Here is a 26,782-nt window from a genome sequence, read left to right on the forward strand (position 1 = left end):
AGAGGCCGCGCAAGGAGCAGCAATGAAACTGATCGCATGGTTGATGTTGGCGGCGGCGATCCTGCCGTTTGTGTGCACGATCGTCGCCAAGGCCGGCGGCAAGAAGTTCGACAACAACGACCCGCGCGCCTGGCTGGCGCGCCAGGAAGGCTGGCGCGCGCGCGCCAATGCCGCCCAGGCCAACACCTTCGAGGCGCTGCCGTTCTTCTACGCGGCGGTGCTGTTCGCGCTGTACAACCAGGCGGCGCCCCTGCACGTGGCCACGCTGATGGCGTGCTGGCTGGGCGTGCGCCTGGGTTATCTGGCGATGTATCTGGCGGGCTGGGGCGCGCTGCGCTCGCTGGTCTGGGCGATCAGCGTGGGCTTTGTCATTGCCATCCTGTTCGCGGGCGTGTAGGCCGCGGCCACGGTCCGTGCCTGGCCTGGGGCGCCCCGCGCGCCTGACCAGGCCGCATGGCCGTTATTCCTGGTTCACTTCCACTCGAACACGGCGCGCGCCGTGCCGCTGTTCTGCACGTTGACCGCGCGTTCCTGCGCCTTGCCGTTGTAGGTGGCGGAAACCTTGTAGCTGCCGGGGGGCAGCTTGACCAGCAGATAGGGGCCTTGCGACTCGGCCCGCAGCACCTGCTTGCCGTGGCTATCCGTGATGGTCACGGCGACGTCGGCGACGTAGTCGGCCTTGCCGTCGCGCTGGGCGGCGAAGGTCAGCGCCAGCGGGTAGTCCTTGGCGGCGGCCTTCATGGACTCGGATTCGTCCAGGCCGATGCCGCCACTGACATATTGCACGCTGCCCTGGTGCTGCACGGCCGGCATGGCGGCCTGGGCGGTGGTCAGGCAACCCGCGAAAGCCAGGGTGCCCAGGGCCATGGCGGCGGCCATGGTGCAACGTTCGATGCGCTTGTTCATGCAATTCTCCTTGAAGCGATGATCACGCAAGAACTTCGACCGGCATGGCGGCGGCGAGTTCGCCACCGGTCGAGGGTTTTCTCAGGGCGCGGACGATCCGGGTGGATCGCTCGCCTCCCGTGCGTGCCAGTCGAATGCCAGGACGCTTTCGCCATTGGCTTCGCCATCGGGGGCGAAACGCTTTTCGCTCAACAGGCCGGTACCGTCGCCGCGCAGCGCCAGCACAGTGGAGCTGCGGGTGCCATAGCTCGGACTGACGATGAAGGGGCTGCTCAATAGCTTTTCACGATCCGGCGCCAGGCCGGTGGCGGGCAGGTCGGCGTCGTCGGCCGGGCTGCGGTCGGCCAGGGCCTCGAACAGCGCGGGCAGGTCGGGTTGCGGAGCGTGTGCCAGCACCCGTTCGAAGGCGGCCTTGGTGCGCGCCAGCTTGGGCCAGGGCGTGTCCAGCAGATGGTTGGACAGGGCATAGACGCCGGCCGCCAACGGCCGGGGCGCGCCGTCGCGGTTGCTGGCGTACCAGGCGCCAGCGGCATCGCCGACGATCAGATTGAAGCCGTTGTATGCCTGACCGGCGGCATGGGCGGCGGCGATGTAGTCGGCCGGGCGGGCGTTGCCGCGCAGGAAGTCCTCGACCAACGCGCCGCGCGAGGGGGCGTCGGCGATCACGCGACCGGGTTCGCGGAAATTGGTGACCAGCGCATAGCGGCCACCGCGGGTCGCGCCCATCCAGGTGCCGCCGGCCAGCGCGTCGCGTCCGCCGTATACCTGGGCGGCGTCGGGCCATTGCGCCGCCGGCAGCGTGGGGCGGGCGTGGAATTCATCGCGGTTGGCGGCGATCAGGACGGGAATGCCCGGCACGGTATGCAGGGCGAGAACGGCAAGGCACATGGTTCAGTCCGGAGAGAGGGGTGGGGATTGGGGCCGGGCGCGCCCGGGCGCGGTGGCGAAGCCGGGGCCGGCCAGGGTGGCGCGCAGGGCTTCGATGGCATCGGCGGCATCGCGCAGCGCGGCGTTGCCTGTGGTCACCGGGGCGGCGCCGACGTCCAGGCCCTGGACCACTGCCTGGGCCATGGCGTGCAGGGTGTCGGACAGCCGCGCCACCGCGACCGGTTCGGGGGGCGGCTGGCCGGCAGGCAGCGCCCAGGCGCTGTCGGAGATGGCGTTGGCGATGCGTTCCAGGGCCACCTCGACCGGCCACCAGGCCAGCGCGCGGCGGCTTACCAGCCGGGGTTCGGAGAGGCCGCGCTGCAAGGCGATGCGCAAGTCGGACAAGCGGGCGTAGGCTTGCGTGCGCAAGTCGTGCCGCGTGGCGGCGTCGGCCTGGAACACGGCGTTCAGGTAGGCGGCCAGGGTGTCGATGGCGGTGGCGACGGCTTGGTCCAGGTTGTGGCGCTCGATCCGCATCCAGGGCAGGTAGCCCACCGCCAGCACGATGGCGGCGGCCACCGCCACGTCTTCCAGCCGCGCCAGCGCGATCGGCCAACTGCCCGGCTGCAGCGCGCCGATCAGCAACATCAGGATCGGCAGCAGGATGGCGGAGAACAAACCGTAGTTGCGCCGGATCGACCACGGCAGCAGGGCCGCCAGCGTGGTCACCGTCAGCACGCTGGCGATGCCGTTGCGGTCCAGCGCCAGCACCGTGGCGCTGATCGCCACGCCCACCACGCTGCCGGCGCAGCTTTGCAGCGCGCGGGCAAAGACCGAACCGAAATTGGGCTTGAACACCACCACCACGATCAGCGGCACCCAGTACGAACGCGGCAGCGCCACGGCGTGCGCGACGGTCTCGGCGACGATCAGGCACAGGCCCAGCCGCAGCAGGTAGCGCACGGCGGCGGGGCCGGGCCGGTAGGTGCGCGCCAGCACGCGCCATGGCGTGCGGGGGCGCGCCGGCGCCAGGGCGGGAACCGTGTCGGGCCGGACCGGGCCGCTGCCTTCGAGCAGGGGGCGGGCCTGGGCCAGCGCGTCGGCCAGGGTCGTGGCGCCGGCCTGGCGCAGCGCCTCGATGTCCCTGGCGGGCGTTTGCGGGATGTCGTTCTCGACGTGATCGGCCAGCCGGTTGATGACCCGCGCGCAGTCCCGCGGCAGCACCCGGCCGGCGCGCGCCAGCGCCAATGCGGCGTCCGACAGCGGGGTGCAGGCCTGCAATTGCGAGGCCAATCGCGCCAGCCGGGGCGAGGAGCCGGCGGCGCGGCGGCGGGCCGCCAGCAGCGTGCCGTAGGCCGTGGCCATGGCCGCTTCCATGTCGCGCCGCGCCGTCATGATGCGCGAGGTGCCGATGGCCGCGTACATGGCCGCCAGCTTGCGGTAGGCCAGCGCCACCGCGGCCCGCTCCGGCGCGGTGGGATTGACCAGCCATCCCAGCAGCGTCAGCGCCAGTCCGAACAGGCCGCCCGCGCCCACCAGGGCGGGTGGCACCCAGGCGGGCAGCGGCGAGCTCAGGCTGGCGCCCACGATCACGTAGGTGGCGAATTGCAGGGTGGCCACGGCGGCGATGTTGTTGAAAGTGCCGAGCAGGCTGGCGATCAGCACCAACACGGTCATGCCGACACTGCCGAGCAGGCCGTGGCCGGCCAGGAGCGTGCCCAGGAAGTAGCCGAACGCGCCGCCGAACACCGTGCTGCCGATCGACAGCGCGCGGTTGCGGTAAGGGCCGCCGTTGTCGCCCGTGATGGCCGGCAGGGCGCCCAGCGCCACCAGTGCCGCCGCCGCGCTCTGGTCCAGCAGCAGGCCGGCGGCGGTCGGCAGGCCGAGCGCCAGCGCGGCGCGCAGGGCCACCCAGCGGCTGACCGGCGACGGCTCCATGTGCGCCAGGCTCATCAGCCAGCGCATATTGGTGCTGCGGGCGCGGCGGGCGGCGGGGAGATCGGGCAAGGGAACCTCGCTGACGGAAAGCGGGAGCCTGTTGATACTACCGGGCGCCTTGGTCACTCACTGGGGCGTTCATTGGGGAGCTCATGCGAGGCGCCTTCCTGTGCCGGCTGGCTCGCACGCGCGCCGTCCTGGCGCTTGATCAATGGTGCTTCCTGTGGCGCGGCCAGGCGGAAGTAATCGGCGGTGGCCATCAGGATGGAGGCGTCCAGCCGGCCGGCGTTGAACACGATTTCATCGTGCCGTAGGCGCAGGCTCGGATCCACCAGCAAATGCAGATCGGGATTGAAGCTGAAGGGCGGAATCGCGCCGATCTCGCAGCCGGTGAGTTCGCGCGCCAGATCCTGCGAGGCCAGCGATGCTTTCTTGCCACCGGCGGCGCGGGCGATGGCGTCCAGGTCGGCCTGTTGGTCGGCGGGAAACACCGCCAGCACGTTTCTGCGCTGGTTGGATGAGATCTTGACGCGGCAGACCAGCGCCTTGGCGCCCTGGCTGACGGCGGTGCCGCGCACGGCGGCGACTTCCACCGAGCGGCCGGCGGCGGGATGGGAAATGAGGCGGTAGCGGGCCCGGTGCTCGTTCAACAGGGCTTGCAGGCGGTCGTAGACGTGCATGATGAGGGCAAAGGGTCGTGGCGGGGGGCCGGCAGGCACGCCGGCCATGCCGCATGATACGTCGGCCGGCAGCCATCCGCGATGGCGCGGCCGGCGCGCCCCGCTCGCGGCCGCCGTGGCGCGGCGGGGGGCGCCCGCCATTGCGTGCGCGCGATGCGTTGGTCAAATGTCGCCGGTGAAGGCGTAGCCCCATCCCCAGACGGTGCGGATCGGCAATTCCATATTGGTTTCCTGGGCCTTGCGCCGCAAGCGGCTGACCACCACATCGGTGCGCCGCAGCGATTCGCGGCCGGTTTGCGGATCGCCGGCCAGCACGTCGCCGCGCGGCATGCGCTTGTCGGGACTGGCGGTCAGCTTGAGCAGGAAATCGCGTTCGGCCTGGGTCAGGGCCAGGCGCTTGCCGCGCGGGCTGACCAGGGTCCAGGCGGCGTCCTGGAACTGCCATTTGCCGTTGGGTTCGGCAGGCGGGGCGACGCTGGCGCGGGAGTCGGCCTCGGCCGGCCGCCGGCCGCTCAGCGGCACGCGCCGCACCAGCGCCTGCAATGCCGCGGCGATCTCGGCGCTGGCCACGTCGGGCGGAAAGCAGGCGTCGGCGCCGCAATGCAGGCCGAGGATGCGGTTTTCGGGGGAGTCGAAGGTGGACACCGCGACGATGCCGGCGGTGGTGTCCATGGCGCGCAGGCCGGCGACGGCCATGCACAGGTCGGTCAGTTCGGCTTCCATTACCAGTAGCGGTGTGCGGCGAGCCTGGAACAGGCGGAACAGGCCATTGGAGTCCTCGCAAGCGCGCGGCGAGAACCCCATGCCCGCCAGCGCGTCGCTGCGCAGCGCGCGTTGGCGGGAGTCGGGTGAGAAGACGATCAGGTCTAGTAGGTCATTCATGAATCGTTGTCGAGATCAGTGCAGCTTGAGCGCATGCATGATGCATCGGATACAACGGATTCCTAAACGTCGCACAACACCATTTTCTGACCCGAATTCTCGGACATGATGCGGGATCGCTTGCCCTGGCGCGGCCTCGCGGGCTATGGCGCGCCGCGTGTCGGGTCTGGCGCCGGGGTGTTCCACCACCCGCCTCCGAGCGCCTGCAGCAGGGCGGCGGTGTCGGCATAACGGGCGGCATCGGCCGCGCCGCGGGCAATGCGCGTCTGCAGCAACTGGCGCTGGCTGTCCAGCATCTCCAGGTGGCTGATGCCGCCGGCCTGGTAGCGGGCGCTGGCGATGCGCGCGGCGTCGTCGGCGCGGCGCCAGGCGGTGTCATACGCATCGTAGGCCTGGGCATCGGTCTGCAGCGCGCGCAGGGCGTCGGCCACCTGACGGAAACCGTCGAGCACGGTCTGGCGGTAGGCTGCGGCGGCGGCCTCGTAGGCGGCTTGGGCCGAGCGCGTGCGGGCGCGCAGCTCGCCGCCACGGAACAGCGGTTGCACCAGCCCCAGCCCGAGGTTCCAGACATTCACGCCATCGGTGATATCGCCGGCCCGGGTGCGTTGCGACCCGAAGCTGGCGGTCAGGGTGAACCGCGGGTACTGATTGGCGGTGGCTACCCCGACCTGGGCGGAGGCCTGGTGCAGCAGGGCTTCGGCGGCCAGGATGTCGGGCCGCTGGCGCGTCAGCGCCGAGGGCACGCCGGTGGGAATTTCGGCCGGCAGCGTCAGGTCTGCCAGGCGCAGCGGCGGCGTCTGCCAGGCGGCCGGCGGCAGGCCCAGGTAGGTGGCCAACTGGTGGCTGGCCTGAGCCAGTTGGTATTGCAGCGGCGGCACGCCGGCCTCGGTCTGCGCCAGCAGCAGTTCCTGGTTGCGCAGATCGGCCTCGGCGATGCCGCCGGCCCGCAGGCGTTGCGCCATGATGTCGCGCTGGCGTCGTTGCGCGCGCAACAGCTCGCGGGTGTCGGCCAGGCGGGCGGCCAGGTCGGCCTGGCGGATGGCGGTGGTGACCACGTTGGCGGCCAGCGTCATGCGCGCGGCCTGCAACTCGTGCGACTGGTAGTCCACCTGGGCCGCCAACCCTTCCAGCGCGCGGCGTTCGCCGCCGGACACATCCAGTGTGTAGGACACGTCGATCGAGGCGTTGTAGAGCGTGAACGGCGGCGGCTGCTCGGCCACCGGCACGCCAAAGGCGGACGGGTCGACTTTCTGGCGCGCGGCCGACAACTGGGCGTCGACTGCCGGCAGCAGGCGGCCGCCGGTCTCCGCGTTCAGGTCTTCGCTGGCCTGGCGCAGGCGCGCGCGGGCCTGTTCCAGCGTCGGGCTGGCCTCCAGCGCCTGGCGCACCAACGCGTCCAGCGCATCGGAGCGGAACAGATGCCACCATTGCGCCGGAATGTCGGCGGCGGTCAGGCGCGGCTGTGAGGGGCTGGCGTTGGCCGCCTGCGGCGTGGCGTAGGCGGCGACCGGCGGCGCGGCCGGCCGGCTGAAGTCAGGGCCGACGGCGCAACCCGGCAACAGGGCGCAGGCGGCCAGCCAGGCGCTGCGGCGGACTAGGCGAGGGCGAACGGGCGGAAGGGGCATGGGCGGGCCTTCAATCCAGGGTACGGCGGTAGAACTTCACGGCGGCGGCCATCACAACCACGGTTAACAGCAGCATGGGCCAGATGGTGGGCCACAGGTCCCACCAGCCGTTGCCTTTGAGCAGGATGCCGCGGATCAGACGGTTGAAATGCGTCAGCGGCAACAGGTTGCCCAGGTACTGGGCCCACTTGGGCATGCCCAGGAATGGGAACATGAAGCCGGACAGCAGCATGTTGGGCAGGAAATAGAACATCGTCAGCTGCATCGCCTGCAACTGGTTCTGCGCCAGCGACGACAGCGTGATGCCGACGGTCAGGTTGGCGGCCACGAAGATCAGCGCGCCCAGGTACACCGTCACCAGGCTGCCCAGGAACGGCACATGGAATACGAAATACGCCGCCAGCAGGATGATGGTGGACTGGATCAGGCCGATGGCGATGTAGGGCACGATCTTGCCGGTCATCACCTCCAGCGGCCGCACCGGCATGGCCAGCAGGTTCTCCATGGTGCCGCGTTCGCGTTCGCGCGTCATCGCCAGGCCGGTCATCATCACCAGCGTCATGGTCAGGATCACGCCCATCAGCCCCGGCACGGTGTTGTATTGCGAGATCTGTTCTTCGTTGTAGAGCTGGTGCACGCGCACATCGAAGGGCGGCTGGCCGCCGGCCAGGTGCGCCAGCGGACCGGTCAGGTCCTTGCGCGCCACCGCCTGCGCCAACTGCGTGGCCGAGCCGATCGCCAGGCCGGTCGCCATCGGGTCGGTGGCGTCGGCCTCGATCAGCAGGGCCGGGCGTTCGCCGCGCAGCAGCCGGCGCGAGAAATCCGGCGGTATCGTCAGCACGAACAGCACCCGGCCCTGCGCCAGCGCGGCGCGGCCCGCCTCTTCGTCGGGCAGGGTCTCGACGATGTCGAAGTAGTCGGACGCGGTCATCGCCGCCAGGAAACTGCGCGTGAACGGGCTGTGGTCGGCCACGATCACGGCGGTCGGCAACTGCTTGGGGTTGGTGTTGATGGCGTAGCCGAACAATGCCAGCTGCATGATCGGAATGCCGACGATCATGCCGAAGGTGATGCGGTCGCGGCGCAGTTGCAGGAACTCCTTGAGCACCATGCTCCACCAGCGCGACCACGAGAAACCCTCCAGGTAGCGCCTCATGCCGGACTCGCGTAGTTGTCGTCGGAGCGATTCATCAGGTAGATGAAGACGTCTTCCAGGCTGGTGTCGATGCGTTCCAGGCGCAGGTCCTGGCCGGCCACCACCTGGCGCAGCGTGTGTTCGAGCACGGCGGCGTCGCGGCCGCTGATGTGCAGCGCGGTGCCGAAGGCCACGGTCTGGTCCACCCCTGGCGCGCCGCGCAGCCGCTGCGCCAGCGGCACCAGGTTATGGCCGTGGATGGCCCAGGTGCTCAGGCGTTGCTGCGCGATGACTTCGTCGGCGGTGCCCTGGACCAGCAGCTTGCCGTAAGAGATGTAGGCCAGCTTGTGGCAGCGTTCGGCCTCGTCCATGTAGTGGGTGCTGACCAGCACCGAGATGCCGCGCGCCGCCAGTTCGTGCAGTTGCTCCCAGAAGTCGCGCCGGGCGGTCGGGTCGACGCCGGCGGTGGGTTCGTCCAGCAACAGCAGGCGCGGCTGGTGCAGCAGGCAGGCGGCCAGCGCCAGGCGTTGCTTCCAGCCGCCCGACAGGGCGCCGGTGAGCTGCTTGGCGCGGGTCTGCAGCCCCAGGTCCTCGAGCGCGCGGTCGACGGTCTCGCGGCGGTCCGGCATGCCGTACATGCGGGCCACGAAGTCCAGGTTCTCGCGGATGGTCAGGTCGTCCCAGTACGAGAATTTCTGCGTCATGTAGCCGACGTGGCGCTTGATCTGGGCGCTGTCCTTGAGGATGTCGTAGCCCAGGCAGGTGCCGCTGCCCGAGTCGGGCGTGAGCAGCCCGCACATCAGGCGGATGCTGGTGGTCTTGCCGCTGCCGTTGGGGCCGAGAAAGCCGAAGATCTCGCCTTCGCGCACCTGCAGCGAGACGTCGTTGACCACGTGCTTGTCGCCGAAATGCTTGTTCAGGCCGTGCACGTCGATGACGTAACCGGCCTCGGCGTTGGGGCGGGAGACGGCGCCATTCATTGCAGCGCCGCCTCGACCGGCTGGCCGGGATGCAGCCGCGTGGCCGCATCCGGCGCCGGCCGCGCCTCGACCATATAGACCAGCTTGCCACGGGTCTCGCGGCTGTAGATCACCGGCGGCGTGTACTCGGCCTGCGGCGAGATGTAGTCGATGCGCACCGGCACCGGCTCGCCACAGCCGTCGCAGCGCACCGTGGCCTGCTGTCCGGGCTTGAGCGCGCCGGCCACGGTTTCCGGCACGAAGAAGCGCACCTTGATGTTGCCGGGCGGCAGCAGGCTGACCACCGGACTGCCGGCCGGCACCCATTCGCCTACGCGGTACAGCGTGTCGAACACCAGGGCGGCGGTGGGCGCGGCCAGGCGTTTCTGCGCCAGGGTCCAGTCGGCCTGCGCCAGCGCGGCGCGCGCCGCCTCGACCTGGGCGGCCTGGGCGCGGCGCTGTTCCTGGCGGCCGGGCAGGTTGGCCACTTCCACCTGGGCGCGCAACTCGCGTACGCGGGCGGCGTCCGACCGGGCCTGTTCGCGGCTGTCGTCCAGCTGCGCGCGGGCCACGCCGCCGGCGCGGAACTGCGCGGTATCGCGCGCCAGTTGCGCCGCCGAGCGCCGGCTGGCGGCTTCGGCCTGGGCCAATTGGGCGCGGCTGACATCGACCTCGGGCGCGCGCTTGCCGGTGGCGCTGTCCTCCAGCTGGGCCGTGGCCGCGGCCAGTTGCGCCGCGGCCTGCTCGCGCGCGGCGTTCTCGCGCGCCGACTCCAGCGCGAACAGGGGCGCGGCGGCCGCGACCTGCTGGCCGCGCCGCACCGTCAGCGTATCGAGCCGCCCGGCCTCGGGCGAGGCGATGTAGAGATACTCGCCTTCGACGTAGCCCTGGTAGACAGCGTCGTCCTGCCGGCCGCAGGCGGCCAGTAGCAGCAGGCCGAGGGCGGCGGCGGGGCGCGCGAAACGCGTAAGGGAATCGGTGCGCATGGTCAGCGTCCTGTGGCGGGCGGATCGGTTTTCGCGGAGGCGACGCCCGCGCCGGCGCGGCGGCGTGGGCGGGCTGGAGGCGGAGCCGGCGGCACCCCAGCCTGGGGTGAAAACAAGCCGCCGGTCAGCATGGCGGTGGCATGGGCGGCGATGGCTTCGTGGTCGATGGCGCCGACCCGCGGGTCGGCCTGCCAGATGCGGCGCCACAGGCTCGAGGTGGCCAGCGGCAGCAGTGTCAGGCCGAGGATCGACAGGAACACCAGCCGCGGCTCCACGCCCGGCGTGATGGCGCCGGCCCGCTGGCTGTCGGCGATCAGGCCGGCGAACACCTGCAGCCGCTGCGTTGGCAGATGGCGCAATACTCGCTCGCGCAACTGGCCGCCCTCGTTGACGACCTCGTGCATCCACAGCGCCGGCAGCCAGGGCCGGTCGGTGGCGCAACGCACCAGTCGCGCCACGATCTCGCCAATGACCGCGCGCGCATGGTCGACCGATCCGTCGAGCCGCCGGGCTGTCTGCGGCACCGGGCTCCAGACGAAGGCAATGACCGGCACCACGCGCTCGTGCACGACGGCATCGAGCAACTGATCGCGGCTTTTGAAGTAGTAGTGCAGCATCGCCGGCGTCACCCCGGCGCGCGCGGCGATATGGGCGATGCGGGTAGCGGCCACCCCCTGGGTGGCGAACAGGTCAGTGGCGATGTCCAGCAGTTGGTCGCGGACGGCGGCGCTGTCGGGCCGCGCCGGGCGGCCCGGGCGGCGTGCGGGGGAAGTCTTGGCAGGCATGGCGCAGATTCTAATTAAATATTTAATTAATTAAAAGTGGCGCCACCACAAGGGTCTGCCGGCGGCCGCCCAGCCATCAGTGGTGTAATGCCAGAACCGGAATAGAAGGAGTCAGCACGCCATGCCGCAATCGTCCTCCCTCAATCGCCGTATCGTCCTGGCGGCCCGGCCGCGGGGCGAGCCCGCCGACAGCGATTTCCGCCTGGAAACCGGCGCGGTGCCCGAACCCGGCCCCGGCCAGCTTCTGCTGCGCACGGTCTATCTTTCCCTCGACCCCTACATGCGCGGCCGCATGAGCGACGCGCCTTCGTATGCCGAGCCGGTGCAGGTCGGCCAGCCCATGGTGGGCGGCACCGTGGCGCGGGTGGCGGCCTCGCGCCACCCCGACTACCCGGTGGGCGAGTGGGTGCTGGCGCAGTCCGGCTGGCAGGACTATGCCGTTTCCGATGGCAGCGGCCTGCTCAAGCTGGGGCCGGCGCCCGAACACCCTTCGTATTCGCTGGGCGTGCTGGGCATGCCCGGTTTCACCGGCTACATGGGCTTGCTGGACATCGGCCAGCCCCAGGCCGGCGAAACCGTGGTGGTGGCCGCCGCCAGCGGCGCGGTGGGCGCGGTGGTGGGCCAACTGGCCAAGATCCATGGCTGCAGGGCGGTCGGCATCGCCGGCGGCCCCGACAAGTGCCGCTATGTGGTCGAGGAACTGGGCTTTGACGCCTGCATCGACCACCGCGATCCGGCCATGGCCGACCTGCTCGCGAAGGCCGTGCCGCAGGGCATCGACGTGTACTTCGAGAACGTCGGCGGCGCGGTGTTCGACGCGGTGCTGCCGCTGCTCAACGCACGCGCGCGGGTGCCGGTCTGCGGCCTGATCTCGGCCTACAACGCCACCAGCCTGCCGGACGGCCCGGACCGCCTGCCGCTATTGATGCGCACCATCCTGACCAAGCGCATCAAGATGCAGGGCTTCATCATCTTCAACGAATACGCGCCGCGCTTCGGTGAGTTCCGCGCCGCCATGCAGGAGCTGTTGCGCGGCGGCCGCATCAAATACCGCGAAGATGTGGTCGAGGGCCTGGAAAACGCGCCGCGCGGCCTGATGGGCCTGCTCAAGGGCGAGAACGCGGGCAAGCGCATCGTGCGCGTCGGCCCGGATGCATAGGAGCGCAACATGAATATCCTGATCGTGCTGACTTCCCACGACACACTTGGCGACACGGGCCGCAAGACCGGCTTCTGGCTGGAGGAGTTTGCCGCGCCGTACTACGCTTTCCTGGACGCGGGCGCCACGCTGACGCTGGCCTCGCCGCAGGGCGGGCAACCGCCGCTCGATCCCAAGAGCGACGATCCCGACGCGCAGACCGACGCCACGCGCCGTTTCCGCCAGGACGCCGAGGCGCAGCGGCGCCTGGCGCACACGCGCCGGCTGGCCGAGGTGCAGGCCACCGATTACGACGCGGTGTTCTATCCCGGCGGCCATGGCCCGCTGTGGGATCTGGCCGAGGACCCCAAGTCCGTCGCGCTGATCGAGACCATGCTGGCCGCCGGCAAGCCGGTGGCCGCCGTGTGCCACGCGCCGGGCGTGCTGCGCCACGCCAAGACCGCCGACGGCAAGCCGTTGGTGCAGGGCCGCCAGGTCACCGGTTTTTCCAACGCCGAAGAGGCGGCGGTGCAATTGAGCGCGGTGGTGCCGTTCCTGGTCGAAGACGAACTGGTGGCGGCGGGCGGCCTTTACAGCAAGGGCGCCGACTGGCAACCGCACGTGGTCGCCGACGGCCTGCTGATCACGGGCCAGAATCCGGCGTCGTCGGTCGGCGTGGCAGAAGCGTTGCTCGCGCGCCTGAAGGCCTGAGCGCGAGGCTGCGCGGGCCGTTGGACAGGCCGGCGGCGCGTCGAAACGCTACGCGCTTGTGTCAGAATTGACACTTTCTGACACAAGCGCGCCGTTCCGTTGCAACCGCGCGCGCCAAGACCATGCCTCCAGATGTTCCCCCCAGCGCGTCCAGCGCGCCCGCACCCGGCTCCTGCGAAGCGGCGCTGTTCGCCGCCATGCAGGCCCGCGACGCCGCTACCGGCCGCCATTGCCACCGCGTCGTCGCCCTGAGCGTGGCGCTGGCGCGGGCCTGCGGCCTGAACGAAGACGAACAACAGGCCGTGGCGGTGGCCGCCCGGCTGCACGATGTAGGCAAGGTCGGCACGCCGGACCGCGTGCTGTTCTCGCCCAAGCGGCTTGAAAAAGACGACTGGGAAATCATGAAGTCGCACGCCACCGTGGGCGCCGACATCATTCTGCAAAGCGACATCCCCCAGCGCGAGCGGATCGCGCTGGCGGTGCGCCACCACCATGAGCATTTCGATGGCTCGGGCTACCCCGACGGACTGGCGGGGCATGACATCCCGCTGCCGGCGCGCATCATTTCGCTGGCCGATTCCTATGACGCGCTGGGCGATGCGCGGCCCTACCATCCGGCGCGCACGCACGCCGAGATCATGCGCATCCTCAACCTGGAGGCGGGGTCCAAGTGCGATCCCGACCTGCTGCGCGTATTCGAGACGATGATCCAGGCCAGCGCGCTGCGTGTGCCGTAGCGCGCCGCTTCAGCGAATCACTTCAGGCGGTAATGCGCCGCCACCGTGGCCAGTTCCTGCAGGGTGCGCTGCTGCCAGGCGGCGTCGTGGCCCAGTTCCTCGGCCAGGATGCGCGCCACTTCGGGCGCGGCCAGCATGGCCGCCTCGGCATCCAGGAACAGCGCGCGGTTACGGCGCGCCAGCACGTCCTCGGCGCTGCGCGCCAGTTCGAAGCGCGCGGCGAAGCGCACGTGCGCCTCCGACAGGCCGCTGCTCTTGACCAGCATGCGGTCGGCGCCGGGCAGGGCCTTGAGCGTGGGCAGATCGCTGCCGTAGTAGCTGTCCGGCGTGCCGGCATGTTCCTGCGACGGCGCCAGGCCGTTGGCGCCGTGCAGCGCCAGCGACTCGGTGCGGCAACTGGCCTGCGTCAGCAACTGGTGCTGGATGGCGGTGTCGACCACGTCCTGCGCCATGCGCCGATAGGTGGTCCACTTGCCGCCCGTGACCGTCACCAGGCCAGCCTGCGACACCAGGATGGTGTGCTCGCGCGACAACGATTTGGTGGAGGCATCGCCGGTGGCCTTGACCAGCGGCCGCAGGCCGGCCCAGACACTGGTGACGTCGTCGCGCGTGGGCTTGCGGCTGAGGTAGCGCGCGGCCGTGCCGAGGATGAAGTCGACGTCCTGGGCGCCGGCTTCCGGGTCCAGCGGCAGATCGTTGCGGGGCGAGTCGGTGGTGCCGACGATGGTGTGGCCGTTCCATGGCACCACGAACAGCACGCGGCCGTCGTCGGTCTTGGGAATCAGGATGGCGCGCTTGCCGGGCAGGAAGTCGTGCGGCAGCGTCAGGTGCACGCCCTGGCTGGGCGCGACCATGGTCGGCGCGTTCTTGTCTTCCATGCGGCGCACGCTGTCGACCCAGACGCCGGTGGCGTTGACGACGCAGCGCGCCCGCAGCGTGAAATTGGCGCCGCCCAGCGCGTCCTGCGCGGTGACGCCGTCGACCTTGCCGCCGGTCATGGTCAGGCCGGTGGCGCGCACGTAGTTGACCGCCGTGCCGCCCAGGTCGAACAGGGTGCGCATCAGGCTCAGCGCCAGGCGCGCGTCGTCGAACTGGCCGTCGTAGTACAGCACGCCGCCCTTCAGGCCGCGGCCGTTGACGCTTTCGGCCAGCGTGGGCGCGTTGGCCAACGTCTCGCGGCGCGACAGCCAGCGGCTGGGCGACAGGTTGAGCTTGCCGGCCAGCATGTCGTACATCTTCAGGCCGATGCCGTAGAAGGGCTGGTCCAGCAGGTTGTAGGCCGGCACCACGAAGCCCAGCGGCCACACCAGGTGCGGCGCGTTGCGGTTGAGCAGGCCGCGTTCGTGCAGCGCCTCGCGCACCAGGCTGATGTTGCCCTGCGCCAGGTAGCGCACGCCGCCGTGCACCAGTTTGGTCGCCTTGCTGGAGGTGCCCTTGGCGAAGTCGGCGGCTTCGATCAACAAGGTGCGGTAGCCGCGGCTGGCGGCGTCGACGGCGGTGCCCAGGCCGGTCGCGCCGCCGCCGATGACGATCACGTCCCAGGCGGGCGTGTTGTCCAGTTGCGCCAGCAGGCGGTTGCGGTCGGGCGGGGTGACGGTGGCGAGCGGTTGGTTCATATGCATGGGGCGGCGGGGCCGCTAGGGTTCGGTGCGGTGGTTCGTTTCGTTTCGTGCCGGCTGGGCGGGACGCAAGCGCCGTGCCCGCGGCCGGGTCAAGCGGGAGCCTTGGCCGCGTTCGGCGCGGCGGCCACTTCGCAGCGCACGCCGGCGTCCAGCAGCACTTGCGCCAGCGGTTCCTGCGGATGCGCGTCGGTGAAGAAGCGGTCGATCTGCGAGATGTGCGCCAGTTCCACCATGGCCTGGCGCTTGAATTTGCTGCTGTCGGCGGCCAGCCACACTTCACGCGATTGTTCGATGATGGTGCGGGCCACGCGCACTTCGCGGAAGTCGTAGTCGCGCAGCGTGCCGTCGGCCTCGATGCCGGAAATGCCGATCAGGCCGATGTCGACCTTGAACTGGCGGATGAAGTCCATGGTGGCTTCGCCGACGATGCCGCGGTCGCGCGAGCGCACCACGCCGCCGGCGACGATGACCTCGCAATCCGGGTTGTCGGAGAGGATGTCGGCCACGTGCAGGTTGTTGGTGATGACGCGCAGGCCGCGGTGGCGCAGCAGGGCGCGGGCGATGGCCTCGGTGGTGGTGCCGATGTTCAGGATCAGCGAGCAGCCGTCGGGCACGGCGCGGGCCACGGCCTCGGCAATGCGTTGCTTGCCGGCCGCGTGCAGCCCCTGGCGCTTGCGGTAGGCGATGTTCTCGATGGTGGAGGCTTCGATGCGCACGCCGCCATGGAAGCGCGACAGCAGCCCGGCTTCGGAAAGAATATTGACGTCGCGCCGCACGGTCTGCAGCGTGACGTCGAAACGCTTGGCCAGCTCTTCGATCGTGGCCGAGCCCTGGGCTCGGACCATTTCGATCAAGGCGCTTTGTCTGGGATTGAGTGTCATGTTGGCAAAGTGAGTGTCACGTTCGCATCATAAAACAACAAAAGCGAAAAATAATGACGCAGTGCAAGATTGTTTTTTGTTCGCTTCTTCGGTAAAACGCACAAAAAACGAAAGCTATCTGAAAGAAGAACCCGAACCGGCGCGTTCCCGCGCGTGGCAAGGGCCGCTGTACCGATGTACCGACGCCCGGTCAAAGAACCGGGGACGTATTAGAGGTAGAGGAGACCAGATGCAGCTGACCCTGGACAGGATAGGTTTGCGAGCCGGCTCGCAGACGCACCTGTATCCGATGAGCCTGGCCCCGGTGCCGGGCGCCATGACCGTGTTGCTGGGGGCGACCCTGGCGGGCAAGACTTCGCTGATGCGCATCATGGCCGGCCTTGACCGGCCCACCGAAGGCCAGGTGCGGGTAGACGGCGCCGATGTGACCGGGGTGCCGGTGCGCCAGCGCAACGTCGCCATGGTGTACCAGCAATTCATCAACTATCCGTCGATGACGGTGTTCGACAATATCGCCTCGCCGCTCAAGCTGCGCGGGGTGCCAGGCATCGCCGACAAGGTGGCGGCCATGGCCGCGCGCCTGCACATCGACCACCTGCTGGGCCGCCATCCGTCGGAACTGTCGGGCGGCCAGCAGCAGCGGGTGGCGCTGGCGCGCGCGCTGGTCAAGGAGGCGCCGCTGATCCTGCTGGACGAGCCGCTGGTCAACCTGGACTACAAGCTGCGCGAGGAACTGCGCGACGAGCTGTCGGCCTTGTTCGCCGAGGGGCGTTCGACCGTGGTCTATGCCACCACCGAGCCGGGCGAGGCGCTGTTGCTGGGCGGCCACACCGCGGTGCTGGATGCCGGCGAACTGCTGCAATACGGCCCGACCGCCGAGGTCTTCCACCACCCCAATTCGATCCGCGTGGCGCGCGCTTTCAGCGATCCGCCCATGAATCTGTTCGCGGCGCAGCGCGGCGCCCGCGGCTTCACGCTGCAGGGCGGCATCGAGGTGGCGCGGCAACTGCCTCCGGACGGCGGCGCCGCGCTCACCGCCGGTCTGCGCGCCGGCGCGCTGGATGTGGCGCCGCGCCCCGGCCACATCGGCCTGGACGGCGTGGTCAAGCTGGCCGAGATTTCCGGGTCCGACACCTTCGTGCACGCGGCAACGGCCGCCGGCGACGTGGTGGCGCAATTGCCGGGCGTGCACCGCTACACGTTGGAGCAGCGCCTGGCGCTGTACTTCGATCCGGCCCAGACCTATGCTTTCGCCGCCGACGGCGCCTTGCTGGCCGCGCCTGTGCGTTCCACGACCGCCGGGGGGATGGCCTGATGGCACAGATCGAGCTGGACCTGTCCCATTCCTACGTCGCCCATCCCCAGGCCGACGAGGACTACGCGTTGCTGCCGCTCAAATTCACCTTCCAAGACGGCGGCGCCTATGCCTTGCTGGGGCCGTCGGGCTGCGGCAAGACCACCTTGCTCAATTGCGTCTCGGGCCTGCTTCGGCCGTCGCATGGCCGCATCCTGTTCGACGGCCAGGACGTCACCGGCAAGTCGCCGCAGGCGCGCAACATCGCCCAGGTGTTCCAGTTCCCGGTGGTGTACGACACCATGACGGTGGCCGAGAACCTGGCGTTCCCGCTGCGCAACCGCGGCGTACCCGCCCGGCAGATCCGCGACCGGGTCGGCCGCATCGCCGAGATGCTGGAGATGTCGCAGGTGCTGGACCGGCGCGCCAGCGGCCTGACTGCCGACGCCAAGCAGAAGATCTCGCTGGGGCGCGGCCTGGTGCGCAGCGATGTGTCGGCGGTGCTGTTCGATGAGCCGCTGACCGTGATCGACCCGCAGCTCAAGTGGGAATTGCGCCGCAAGCTCAAGGAAATCCACCACGAATTCAAGCTGACGCTGATCTACGTCACCCACGACCAGACCGAGGCGCTGACGTTTGCCGATCAGGTGATGGTGATGGCGCGCGGCCGCGCGGTGCAGGTGGGCGGCGCCGACGACTTGTTCGAGCGGCCGGCGCACACCTTCGTGGGCCACTTCATCGGCTCGCCCGGCATGAACTTCCTGCCGGCGCAATGGCGCGACGGCGGCCTGATGGTGGGGCAGCGGCGCGTCGACGGCGCACCCGCTGCGATGGCCGCCAGGCTGGCCGACGCCGGTCCCGTCAAGCTGGGGGTGCGGCCGGAGTACCTGCGCCTGGCCGATGCCGGGACGCCCGGCGCCGTCCCGGCCGTCGTCCAACGGGTGCAGGACGTGGGCACCTACACCCTGTTGCTGGCCGACTTCGAGGGCACGCCGCTGCGCGCGCGGCTCGGCACCGATGCCGCGGCCATCGCGCCCGGCGCCACGGTGTGGCTGTCGGTGCTCAATCCGCACACCTGCTTTTACCGCGACGAGGAACTGATCCGATGAAACCGATAGATCACCGGGCCTGGTTCCTGGTCCTGCCCGTGGTGCTGTGCGTGGCGTTCTCGGCCATCCTGCCGCTGATGACCATCGTCAATTATTCGGTGCAGGACATCATCGCGCCCGATCGCCGCGTATTCGTCGGCACCGAATGGTTCGCCGCCGTGCTGCAGGACGAGGAACTGCACGGCGCGCTGCTGCGCCAGATCGGCTTCTCGCTGGCGGTGCTGGCCATCGAGATCCCGCTGGGCATCCTGCTGGCGCTGTCGATGCCGGCCAGCGGCTGGCGCGCCTCGGCGGTGCTGGTCGTCATCGCGCTGTCGCTGCTGATCCCGTGGAACGTGGTGGGCACCATCTGGCAGGTGTTCGGCCGCACCGACATCGGCCTGCTGGGCGCGGCGCTGTCGTGGCTGGGGGTGGACTACAACTATACCGGCAACGACCTCGACGCCTGGGTCACGGTGCTGGTGATGGACGTCTGGCACTGGACGCCGCTGGTGGCGCTGCTGTGCTATGCCGGCCTGCGCGCCATTCCCGACGCCTACTACCAGGCCGCGCGCATCGACGGCGCCTCGCGCCTGGCGGTGTTCCGCTACATCCAGCTGCCCAAGATGCGCGGCGTGCTGATGATCGCGGTGCTGCTGCGCTTCATGGACAGCTTCATGATCTACACCGAACCGTTCGTGCTGACCGGCGGCGGTCCCGGCAACGCCACCACCTTCCTGTCGCAGTACCTGACGCAGAAGGCGGTGGGGCAGTTCGACCTGGGACCGGCGGCGGCGTTCTCGATCATTTATTTCCTGATCATCCTGCTGCTCTGCTTCATTCTGTACAACTGGATGCAGCGCGCCGGCACCACCGGCGGTTTCGACGAGGAGCGCGCCAATGCGTGAGCAATCGACCTGGTGGCGCGGCGCCTTTCTGGCGCTGTACCTGGTGTTCGCCATCCTGCCGCTGTACTGGATGCTGAACATGTCGTTCAAGACCAATACCGAGATCGTCAGCACCCTGACGCTGTGGCCGCGCGATTTCACGCTGGAGCACTACCGCACCATCTTCACCGATCCGGCCTGGTATTCAGGCTACATCAACTCGCTGATCTACGTGATCATCAACACGGTCATCTCGCTGGCGGTGGCGCTGCCGGCGGCCTACGCGTTCTCGCGCTACCGCTTCATCGGCGACAAGCACGTGTTCTTCTGGCTGCTGACCAACCGCATGACGCCGCCGGCGGTGTTCCTGCTGCCGTTCTTCCAGTTGTACAGCTCGTTCGGGCTGATGGACACGCACCTGGCGGTGGCGCTGGCCCACCTGGTGTTCAACGTGCCGCTGGCGGTGTGGATCCTGGAAGGCTTCATGTCCGGCGTGCCGCGTGAGATCGATGAGACCGCGTATGTGGACGGCTATTCGTTCCCGCGTTTCTTCCTGACGATCTTCCTGCCGCTGATCAAATCGGGCGTGGGCGTGGCGGCGTTCTTCTGCTTCATGTTCAGCTGGGTCGAGCTGCTGCTGGCGCGCACGCTGACTTCGGTCAACGCCAAGCCCATCGTCGCCACCATGACGCGCACGGTGTCGGCCTCGGGCATGGACTGGGGCGTCCTGGCCGCCGCCGGGGTGCTGACCATCGTGCCCGGCGGCATCGTCATCTGGTTCGTGCGGCACTACATCGCGAAGGGCTTCGCGATGGGCCGGGTCTGAGGGGGGCTGCGCATGTTCAGCTGGATGGTATGGACCACGCCCGTCGCCGTGTTCTTCTCCTGCATCGTGCTGATGCTGGTGGGCATGACGATCTGGGAACTGAAATCGCCCACGGTCGAGCGCAAGGGCTTGCTGCCGCTGCGCACCACCCGGGGCGACCGCCTTTTCATCGGCCTGATGGCCGCGGCCTGGCTCAACCTGGCGTTCCTGGGGTTGGGGCAGAAGGCGATGGAATGGTTTTCGCTGGACGAGCCGCCATCGGTGTGGATCAGCTTCGTGCTGTCCATGCTGTTGCTGGCCTTCATCATGAGAAAAGGCTGAAGGGGCGCAGACCCCGCGCGATATCAGCGGTATGGAAGGACGATCGGCCAGTGTCTTCCCCGGCCAGAAGTCCGCAGCACCCATGGGGAGGACTTATCGAGGAGACAGGTCATGAAATTGCGCATGCACGCCATGGCGGCCGCCATCGCCCTGATCGGTACGTCGGGCGCCTGGGCCGGCGAGCCGGAAGCGAAAAAGTGGGTCGATTCGGAGTTCCAGCCGTCGACGCTGTCCAAGGACCAGCAGATGGCCGAGATGAAGTGGTTCATCGAGACCGCCGCCAAGCTCAAGGCCAAGGGCGTCGATGAAATCAACGTGGTGTCGGAAACCATTACGACCCACGAGTACGAATCCAAGGTGCTGGCCAAGGCCTTCACCGAGATCACCGGCATCAAGGTCAACCACGATCTGATCCAGGAAGGCGACGTGGTCGAGAAGCTGCAGACCTCGATGCAGTCGGGCAAGTCGATCTACGACGGCTGGATCTCCGATTCCGACTTGATCGGCACCCATTACCGCTACGGCGCCATCCTGCCGTTGTCCGACTACATGGCCGGCGCCGGCAAGGAATGGACCAACCCCGGCCTGGACCTGAAGGACTTCATCGGCACCAAGTTCACCACCGCGCCGGACGGCAAGCTCTACCAGCTGCCCGACCAGCAATTCGCCAACGTCTACTGGTTCCGCGCCGACTGGTTCGCGCGCCAGGACCTGAAGGACAAGTTCAAGGCCAAGTATGGCTACGAGCTGGGCGTGCCGACCAACTGGTCGGCCTACGAGGACATCGCCGACTTCTTCACCAACGACGTCAAGGAAATCGATGGCAAGAAGGTCTATGGCCACATGGACTATGGCAAGAAGGACCCGTCGCTGGGCTGGCGCTTCACCGACGCGTGGCTGTCGATGGCCGGCGCCGCCGACAAGGGCCTGCCCAACGGCATGCCGGTGGACGAGTGGGGCATCCGCGTGGCCGACGACAAGTGCACGCCGGTGGGCGCCTCGGTGGCGCGCGGCGGCGCCACCAACAGCCCGGCCGCGGTCTACGCCCTGACCAAGTACATCGACTGGATGAAGAAGTACGCGCCGCAGCAGGCCATGGGCATGACCTTCTCGGAATCCGGCCCGGTGCCGGCGCAGGGTCAGATCGCCCAGCAGATCTTCTGGTACACGGCCTTCACCGCCGACATGACCAAGAAGGGCCTGCCGGTGGTCAACGAGGACGGCACGCCGAAGTGGCGCATGGCGCCGTCGCCCTACGGCCCGTACTGGAAGGACGGCATGCAGAACGGCTACCAGGACGTGGGCTCGTGGACCTTCTTCAAGTCCACCAACCCCGACAAGATGGCGGCCGCCTGGCTCTACGCCCAGTTCGTCACGGCCAAGACGGTGTCGTTGAAGAAGTCGATCTCCGGCCTGACCTTCATCCGCGACAGCGACATCCACAGTGACTACTTCAGCAAGAACGCGGCCAACTACGGCGGCCTGATCGAGTTCTACCGCAGCCCGGCGCGCGTGGCCTGGACGCCGACCGGCAACAACGTGCCGGACTACCCCAAGCTGGCGCAGTTGTGGTGGAAGAACGTCGCCACCGCCGTCACTGGCGAAAAGACGCCGCAGGCCGCGATGGACAACCTGGCCAATGAAATGGACCAGGTCATGGCGCGGCTGCAACGCGCCGGCATGGCGCAATGCGCGCCCAAGCTGAACGCCAAGAGCGATCCGAACAAGTGGCTGTCGGATCAGCACGCGCCGTGGAAGAAGCTGGCCAATGAAAAGCCCAAGGGCCAGACGGTGGCTTATGAGAAGCTGCTGGAAGCCTGGAAGGAAGGGAAGGTGAGGTAAGCCGCGCGATCGCGCGAGGGCCTCGAAGCGCCACGGTTGCCGTGGCGCTTTTTTTTCTGGGCGCCGCGATGCGGGCGCCTCGCAAGGTTGGACGGGACCTTCGCGGGATGGCCTCAGGCGGGGCGCGGCGCCGCGGCCTGGCTGTCGCGCCAATATCGGTACAGTTGCTTGATATCGCCCGAGCACAGCAAGGGCATGGCGCCGGCCAGCCTGTCGTCCGGCCAGTCCCACCACTGCATCTCCAGCAGCAGCGCGATGTCGTCATCGGCAAAGCGCTTCCTGATCGGCTTGGCGGGATTGCCGCCCATGATCGTATAGGGCTCCACGTCCTTGGTGATGAGCGCGCGGCTGCCGATCACGGCGCCGTGTCCGATGGTGACGCCCGGCATGATCATGGCTTCGGAGCCGATCCAGACGTCGTTGCCGACGACGGTGTCGCCGGCCTTCTGGTAGGCATCGCGCGCTTGCGCGAAGGCCGGCGCTTCGCTCATGTAGAAGAACGGGAACGACGATGCCCAGTCGTACCGATGGCCCTGGTTGCCCGCCATGATGAAGGCGGCGCCGGAGCCGATGGAGCAGAAGCTGCCGATGATCAGCTGGTCGACGTCGTCGCGGTCCGGCATCAGGTAGCGGGCGCAGTCGTCGAAGCAATGGCCATGGTAATAGCCGGAGTAGTAGCTGTAGCGGCCCACCTTGATGTTCTTGTTGGTGACGTCCTCGGACAGCAGCTTGCCCTTGAAGGGGCTTTCGAAGTGGTTAGTCATGGATATCCTGGTGCGTGCCCAGAGCCGCGTGGCGTCATGGCGATTCGTGGGCGGGCTGCGGGCTTCGATGATCGCACAATCGTGTGGGGACGCTCCAGACCGTACGGTATGCTGGCGCTTTTTCCAGCATCGGCCGCCGGGGCTGGCCCAACTTTTCTTCGATGCCATGTTCAAGCCCTTCTTGCGTTCCTGCCTCGCCCTGTCATGCCTCATCGCCGGCGCTGCGCACGCGGCCGGGTTCCAGCGCTTGAGCCTGCCCATGGACATGAACGGCCCGGCGTTGCAGGGCGGCGTCTGGTATCCGTGCGCCGCGCCGGCGCGCGAGGTGGCCATCGGCCGCGTCACCCTGGCGGCGACGCCGGACTGCCCGATGACCGCAGGCCCCAAGGCGCTCATCGTCATTTCGCATGGCTCGGCCGGGTCGTACCTGAGCCACCATGACACCGCTGCGGCGCTGGCGGATGCGGGCTTCGTGGTGGCGGCAATCAATCACGTCGGCGACAACGCGCTGGACCGTTCGCGGCAGGGCTATCTGTCGATATTCTCGACCCGGCCGCGCGAGATCCGGCGGCTGATCGACTACCTGACCGGTGTGTGGCCGCAACGGGCGCAACTGGATGGCGCGGTGGGTTTGTTCGGCTTCTCGCGCGGCGGTTATACGGGGCTGGTGCTGGCGGGCGCGGCGCCGGACTTCAGGCTGGGACTGGACATCTGCGCCGATCAGCCCACGCTGCCGATGTGCCGTGACATCCGCGACGGCAAGGTGCCGGCGCAACCCTATGTGAAGGATGCGCGTATCAAGGCGCTGGTCATCGCCGACCCGCTCAACGTGTTCAGCGCGGACGCGCTCAAGGCGGTGTCGATGCCGGTGCAGTTGTGGGCCTCGGCGCAAGGCGGCGATGGCGTGACGCCGGCCCGTGTCGACGCGCTGCGCCAGGGCCTGGCATCCGCCGAGTTCCATCGGGTCGCCGGCGCCGGGCATTTCGCCTTCCTGGCGCCGTGTTCCGCCGCGCAGGCCGAGGCCGTGCCGGCGATCTGCCAGGATGCGCCCGGTTTCGACCGGGCGGCATGGCACCGTGATTTCAACGCGGCGGTGGCCGCGTTTTTCAAGACGGCGTTGCGCTGACCGACCACCTGGGGCGCGGCCTTCAAGGCAGGCCGCCGCGCCTGCCGGCGTGCGCGGCGCTAGCGACCCACCTGTCCGGCGGCCCGCCGCCTGGCGGCCGCTTTGGGCGCATCGCGCAGGTGAACGTAGTTGCAGTAGTGCTCGAAGTCTTTTCCCGCCAGGGCCAGATACAGCCCCGTGGCCACCATGAAGCCGCTGAACACATAGACGTGCGCCCAGAGACTGGCGGAGTAGCCGATCAGCGAGGACGCCATGTACATATTCCACGCGCCAAAGCCCAGCAACAAGGCCATCAGCAACCAGCGGGCGCTGCTGCTGCCGCGATAGAGCCAGGCCAGCAGCGCCCCGGGGATCAGCAGTTTCTTCAAGGCCGACAGGTCGCCCTGCAGGAGCGGCAAGAGGTCATAACCGAGGGCGGCCAGCGTGCCTGCCAGGACGATGAACCAGAACCGCCGGCTGGTGGGCGCGTGGCGCCGTGGCGCCGGTCTTTCTTCACCATTGTGCTGCTGCATGGGGTCTCCTTGTGGCAAGCGGCCAGTGTAACGTCGTGGCGGCGGCGTTGCGGGTAGACTGGCAACTGGATAGACACCGGAGCACCGCCTTGGCCACCTCGTTGCGCAGATACACCGAGCTTCCCTACCTGATCGACTACCTGCATACGGGCGAACTGGCGCTGCTCAACCCGAAGGCGTGGGACGACCGCAACGACTCGTTCTACATCGAGGAATACGCGCGCGCCAAGCGCCTGCAGGGCATTTATGCGCTGTGCATGGCCGAGGCCTCCGAGACCTATCACCACTGGCGCGTGTTCTCGCACGGCAGCGGCGGGGTCTGCGTCGAGTTCGACAAGGAAAAGCTGGTGGCGCAGGTGCGCGGCGTGCCCGACCTGCGGGCCGAGACGGTGCAGTACCGCACCATCAAGTCGCTGCGCGAGCAGCCGCCGGCTGAGGCCGACCTGCCGTTCCTCAAGCGTCATGCCTTCCGCGACGAAAAGGAGTTCCGCCTGTTCGTCTGCCGCAGGACCCGCGATACCCCGGTGCTGCGCATCCCGGTGGCGCCGGCGACCATCAAGCGCGTCACGCTCAGCCCGTGGCTGCCGGCCACGGTGTGCGATCAGGTCAAGAAGGTGCTCAAGTCGATCAAGGGCTGCGAAAAGCTGCGTGTGTTCCGTTCGACCCTGGTCGAGAACGAGGATTGGAAGAAATTCGCCAGCGCGGGCCGCAAGGCGCTGCCATGACAGACCCGCGCTAGCCGGACGCGCGTTTTCTCATGCCGGCCGGCTGGGCGGTGCAGGCCAGCACTTGACCGGGCCTTCGCGCACCAGCGATTGATGCACGCCGAAGCCGGCCATCACCCCCGAGGCGCTGGCCAGCGTGGCATTGCCCATCGCCATGCTCGCATCGCCCGCCGCATGGACGCCGGGCACCGTGGTCTGCTTGAAATCATCCACCCGCAGGTAGGGCCCCAGCGGTCCCTCGTCGAAGGCGCAGCCCAGTTGCATGGCCAGCGGGCTGGCCATGTGCACGCGGCTGGCGACGAACAGCGCATTGACCAGCAGGCGGCGGCCATCGGCCAGTTGCACCGCGTCGATGCGTGGCGCCGGGCCCAGCAACTGTGTCACCGGGGTGCGCTCGATGCGCACGCCGCGGGCGGCCAGTAGCGCGGCCTGTTCGGCATCCGGCTCGAACTGCCCCTGCGTGAAATAGGTGGTCGGCCCCCAATCGGGCAGCAACGCCGCCTGGTGCGAAGACATGGGATGGGCGGCCAGCACGCCGAGCGGCTGGTCGGCCACTTCATAGCCGTGGCAATAGGGGCAATGCAGCACCGAACGGCCCCAGCGTTCGGCGAGGCCGGGCAGGGCGGGCAGTTCGTCGCGCACGCCGATGGCCAGGATCAGGCGGGCGCCGCGCAGTTCGCGGCCGTCTTCCAGGGTGATGCGGAAGCGTCCCGATTCGCCGCTGGCGCTGGCGGCGGTGCCGTCGATGCAATCCACCGTGCGGTAGGCGGCCAACTGGGCGCGGCCCACGGCCACGATCCCGGCCGGCGTATTGCCGTCCTGGCCCAGGAAACCATGCGAATGGGCCGCGAATCGGTTGCGCGGCTGGCCGGCGTCAACCAGTGCGATGCGGCGTCGGGCACGGGCCAGTTGCATGGCGGCCGACAGGCCGGCGAAGCTGCCGCCGATGATGATGGCGTCGTAGCAGAGGGGCGGTTTTGCGGGCGACATGACTTTCTCGATACTTTAAAAGTTGCATGATACGGCGGGCGGCGACAGTCATGCAACTTATAATGTTTCAAACCATGAATCAGGAGTCTTTCCATGCGCAGCGATAACCGTCTGTCCCGCATGCTGCATGTGCTGCTGCACATGGCGGAGCAGGATGCGCCGCTGACCTCCGAGACCATCGGCAAGATGCTCAACACCAATCCCGTGGTGGTGCGGCGCATGATGTCCGGCCTGCGCGACCGCGGTTACGTGCAATCGGAGAAGGGCCACGGGGGCGGCTGGGTGCTGACGCGCCCGTTGTCCGGGCTGACCTTGCTGGATGTCTACCAGGCGCTGGGCGAGCCGCCGATCTTCGCGCTCGGGCTGGACCAGAGCGAACCGAAATGCCTGGTGGAGCAGGCCGTCAACGCCGGGCTCGAGGGCGCGATGGCCGAATCTCGCCGCCTGCTGCTGGAACGCTTCGCGACGATCCGCATGGACCAGCTGGCGCAGGACTTCCATCGACGGCTCAAGCGGCATCCGCACTGCGGCGAACGCTAGGGCGCCCGCCGCCGG

At 68.7% G+C, this 26,782-nt stretch carries 27 protein-coding genes and 1 pseudogene; 13 read left to right on the top strand and 15 right to left on the bottom strand.

All coding sequences use genetic code 11. The annotated features are described in order from the left end of the window. Positions 1–22 precede the first annotated feature (22 nt). A complete protein-coding gene (locus K2W61_RS21545) occupies positions 23–397 on the top strand; it encodes an MAPEG family protein (RefSeq protein WP_175135271.1) in 375 nt (124 codons plus the stop codon). Positions 398–471: 74 nt separating this feature from the next. Here the strand turns inward: K2W61_RS21545 and K2W61_RS21550 are convergent, their stop codons facing one another. From K2W61_RS21550 to K2W61_RS21595, 10 genes and pseudogenes are all read right to left on the bottom strand, one after another. Next, positions 472–906: a carboxypeptidase-like regulatory domain-containing protein gene (locus K2W61_RS21550; RefSeq protein ID WP_175135270.1), complete on the bottom strand. Its 435-nt coding sequence runs from the start codon at positions 904–906 to the stop codon at positions 472–474. Between the two features lie 81 nt (positions 907–987). Then, positions 988–1,794: an NRDE family protein gene (locus K2W61_RS21555; protein ID WP_175135269.1), complete on the bottom strand. Its 807-nt coding sequence runs from the start codon at positions 1,792–1,794 to the stop codon at positions 988–990. A gap of 3 nt (positions 1,795–1,797) precedes the next feature. After that, positions 1,798–3,780 carry an FUSC family protein gene (locus K2W61_RS21560; RefSeq protein ID WP_236756522.1) on the bottom strand — a complete coding sequence of 661 codons (1,983 nt, stop codon included), beginning with the start codon at positions 3,778–3,780 and terminating at the stop codon, positions 1,798–1,800. Between the two features lie 134 nt (positions 3,781–3,914). Next, positions 3,915–4,391 (bottom strand): annotated as a pseudogene (locus K2W61_RS21565) (YbaK/prolyl-tRNA synthetase associated domain-containing protein); the annotation flags it as partial. A gap of 162 nt (positions 4,392–4,553) precedes the next feature. Continuing rightward, positions 4,554–5,273, bottom strand: a complete 720-nt coding sequence (locus K2W61_RS21570) for a response regulator transcription factor (RefSeq protein ID WP_175135268.1) — start codon at positions 5,271–5,273, stop codon at positions 4,554–4,556. A 143-nt stretch (positions 5,274–5,416) separates the two neighbouring features. After that, a complete protein-coding gene (locus K2W61_RS21575; RefSeq protein WP_236756524.1) occupies positions 5,417–6,898 on the bottom strand; it encodes an efflux transporter outer membrane subunit in 1,482 nt (493 codons plus the stop codon). 10 nt (positions 6,899–6,908) lie between these two features. Next, complete coding sequence (locus K2W61_RS21580; protein WP_236756525.1) at positions 6,909–8,054, bottom strand: ABC transporter permease; 1,146 nt, start codon at positions 8,052–8,054, stop codon at positions 6,909–6,911. Next, a complete protein-coding gene (locus K2W61_RS21585) occupies positions 8,051–9,013 on the bottom strand; it encodes an ABC transporter ATP-binding protein (RefSeq protein WP_175135265.1) in 963 nt (320 codons plus the stop codon). Before K2W61_RS21585 ends, K2W61_RS21580 begins: the two co-directional genes overlap by 4 nt. Next, complete coding sequence (locus K2W61_RS21590) at positions 9,010–9,978, bottom strand: HlyD family secretion protein (RefSeq protein WP_175135264.1); 969 nt, start codon at positions 9,976–9,978, stop codon at positions 9,010–9,012. The genes K2W61_RS21585 and K2W61_RS21590 overlap by 4 nt, the downstream gene beginning before the upstream one ends. Before the next feature lie 2 nt (positions 9,979–9,980). Beyond that, positions 9,981–10,763: a TetR/AcrR family transcriptional regulator gene (locus K2W61_RS21595; RefSeq protein ID WP_175135263.1), complete on the bottom strand. Its 783-nt coding sequence runs from the start codon at positions 10,761–10,763 to the stop codon at positions 9,981–9,983. 121 nt (positions 10,764–10,884) lie between these two features. Here K2W61_RS21595 and K2W61_RS21600 point away from each other — a divergent pair, with 121 nt between their 5' ends. The 3 genes from K2W61_RS21600 (at position 10,885) to K2W61_RS21610 (ending at position 13,349) form a co-directional block, all read left to right on the top strand. Continuing rightward, the gene (locus K2W61_RS21600) at positions 10,885–11,922 is read left to right on the top strand and encodes an NADP-dependent oxidoreductase (RefSeq protein WP_175135262.1); all 1,038 of its coding nucleotides are present in this window, start codon (positions 10,885–10,887) and stop codon (positions 11,920–11,922) included. A 9-nt stretch (positions 11,923–11,931) separates the two neighbouring features. After that, the gene (locus K2W61_RS21605) at positions 11,932–12,612 is read left to right on the top strand and encodes a type 1 glutamine amidotransferase domain-containing protein (RefSeq protein WP_175135261.1); all 681 of its coding nucleotides are present in this window, start codon (positions 11,932–11,934) and stop codon (positions 12,610–12,612) included. A gap of 122 nt (positions 12,613–12,734) precedes the next feature. After that, positions 12,735–13,349 carry an HD-GYP domain-containing protein gene (locus K2W61_RS21610; protein ID WP_175139815.1) on the top strand — a complete coding sequence of 205 codons (615 nt, stop codon included), beginning with the start codon at positions 12,735–12,737 and terminating at the stop codon, positions 13,347–13,349. Between the two features lie 17 nt (positions 13,350–13,366). Here the strand turns inward: K2W61_RS21610 and K2W61_RS21615 are convergent, their stop codons facing one another. After that, a complete protein-coding gene (locus K2W61_RS21615; protein WP_236756526.1) occupies positions 13,367–14,965 on the bottom strand; it encodes a glycerol-3-phosphate dehydrogenase/oxidase in 1,599 nt (532 codons plus the stop codon). Positions 14,966–15,060: 95 nt separating this feature from the next. Continuing rightward, a complete protein-coding gene (locus tag K2W61_RS21620; protein WP_076409667.1) occupies positions 15,061–15,852 on the bottom strand; it encodes a DeoR/GlpR family DNA-binding transcription regulator in 792 nt (263 codons plus the stop codon). Between the two features lie 229 nt (positions 15,853–16,081). Between K2W61_RS21620 and K2W61_RS21625 the strand changes: the two genes are divergently transcribed. The 6 genes from K2W61_RS21625 to K2W61_RS21650 all read left to right on the top strand — a co-directional run bounded on the left by K2W61_RS21625 (position 16,082) and on the right by K2W61_RS21650 (position 22,110). Further along, positions 16,082–17,167 (top strand): ABC transporter ATP-binding protein, encoded by a 1,086-nt coding sequence (locus tag K2W61_RS21625; RefSeq protein WP_236756527.1) that lies wholly within the window; start codon positions 16,082–16,084, stop codon positions 17,165–17,167. Beyond that, positions 17,167–18,255: an ABC transporter ATP-binding protein gene (locus K2W61_RS21630; RefSeq protein ID WP_175135257.1), complete on the top strand. Its 1,089-nt coding sequence runs from the start codon at positions 17,167–17,169 to the stop codon at positions 18,253–18,255. Before K2W61_RS21625 ends, K2W61_RS21630 begins: the two co-directional genes overlap by 1 nt. Further along, entirely contained in the window at positions 18,252–19,142 is an 891-nt protein-coding gene (locus K2W61_RS21635; RefSeq protein WP_175135256.1) for a carbohydrate ABC transporter permease, read from the top strand. The genes K2W61_RS21630 and K2W61_RS21635 overlap by 4 nt, the downstream gene beginning before the upstream one ends. Continuing rightward, entirely contained in the window at positions 19,135–19,947 is an 813-nt protein-coding gene (locus K2W61_RS21640) for a carbohydrate ABC transporter permease (protein ID WP_175135255.1), read from the top strand. Before K2W61_RS21635 ends, K2W61_RS21640 begins: the two co-directional genes overlap by 8 nt. 12 nt (positions 19,948–19,959) lie before the next feature. Then, positions 19,960–20,268 (top strand): DUF2160 domain-containing protein, encoded by a 309-nt coding sequence (locus K2W61_RS21645; protein ID WP_175135254.1) that lies wholly within the window; start codon positions 19,960–19,962, stop codon positions 20,266–20,268. A gap of 111 nt (positions 20,269–20,379) precedes the next feature. Further along, the gene (locus K2W61_RS21650; protein WP_236756528.1) at positions 20,380–22,110 is read left to right on the top strand and encodes an ABC transporter substrate-binding protein; all 1,731 of its coding nucleotides are present in this window, start codon (positions 20,380–20,382) and stop codon (positions 22,108–22,110) included. A 113-nt stretch (positions 22,111–22,223) separates the two neighbouring features. On the opposite strand, the gene catB is transcribed toward K2W61_RS21650, so the two are convergent. Further along, positions 22,224–22,874: a type B chloramphenicol O-acetyltransferase gene (gene catB, locus K2W61_RS21655; RefSeq protein WP_175139819.1), complete on the bottom strand. Its 651-nt coding sequence runs from the start codon at positions 22,872–22,874 to the stop codon at positions 22,224–22,226. 166 nt (positions 22,875–23,040) lie between these two features. Here catB and K2W61_RS21660 point away from each other — a divergent pair, with 166 nt between their 5' ends. After that, positions 23,041–24,000, top strand: a complete 960-nt coding sequence (locus K2W61_RS21660; protein WP_175139820.1) for an alpha/beta hydrolase family protein — start codon at positions 23,041–23,043, stop codon at positions 23,998–24,000. 59 nt (positions 24,001–24,059) lie between these two features. Here the strand turns inward: K2W61_RS21660 and K2W61_RS21665 are convergent, their stop codons facing one another. After that, positions 24,060–24,512, bottom strand: a complete 453-nt coding sequence (locus K2W61_RS21665; RefSeq protein WP_175135250.1) for a hypothetical protein — start codon at positions 24,510–24,512, stop codon at positions 24,060–24,062. An 89-nt stretch (positions 24,513–24,601) separates the two neighbouring features. On the opposite strand from K2W61_RS21665, the gene K2W61_RS21670 reads away from it, so the two are divergent. Further along, complete coding sequence (locus tag K2W61_RS21670; protein ID WP_236756529.1) at positions 24,602–25,237, top strand: DUF2971 domain-containing protein; 636 nt, start codon at positions 24,602–24,604, stop codon at positions 25,235–25,237. A gap of 30 nt (positions 25,238–25,267) precedes the next feature. On the opposite strand, the gene K2W61_RS21675 is transcribed toward K2W61_RS21670, so the two are convergent. Further along, positions 25,268–26,227 (bottom strand): NAD(P)/FAD-dependent oxidoreductase, encoded by a 960-nt coding sequence (locus K2W61_RS21675; protein WP_175135249.1) that lies wholly within the window; start codon positions 26,225–26,227, stop codon positions 25,268–25,270. Positions 26,228–26,320: 93 nt separating this feature from the next. Here K2W61_RS21675 and K2W61_RS21680 point away from each other — a divergent pair, with 93 nt between their 5' ends. Then, positions 26,321–26,767: an Rrf2 family transcriptional regulator gene (locus K2W61_RS21680; protein WP_175135248.1), complete on the top strand. Its 447-nt coding sequence runs from the start codon at positions 26,321–26,323 to the stop codon at positions 26,765–26,767. Positions 26,768–26,782 lie beyond the last annotated feature (15 nt).

The sequence above is a fragment of the Achromobacter pulmonis genome, from assembly GCF_021733725.1.
GTDB lineage: Bacteria > Pseudomonadota > Gammaproteobacteria > Burkholderiales > Burkholderiaceae_B > Achromobacter > Achromobacter pulmonis.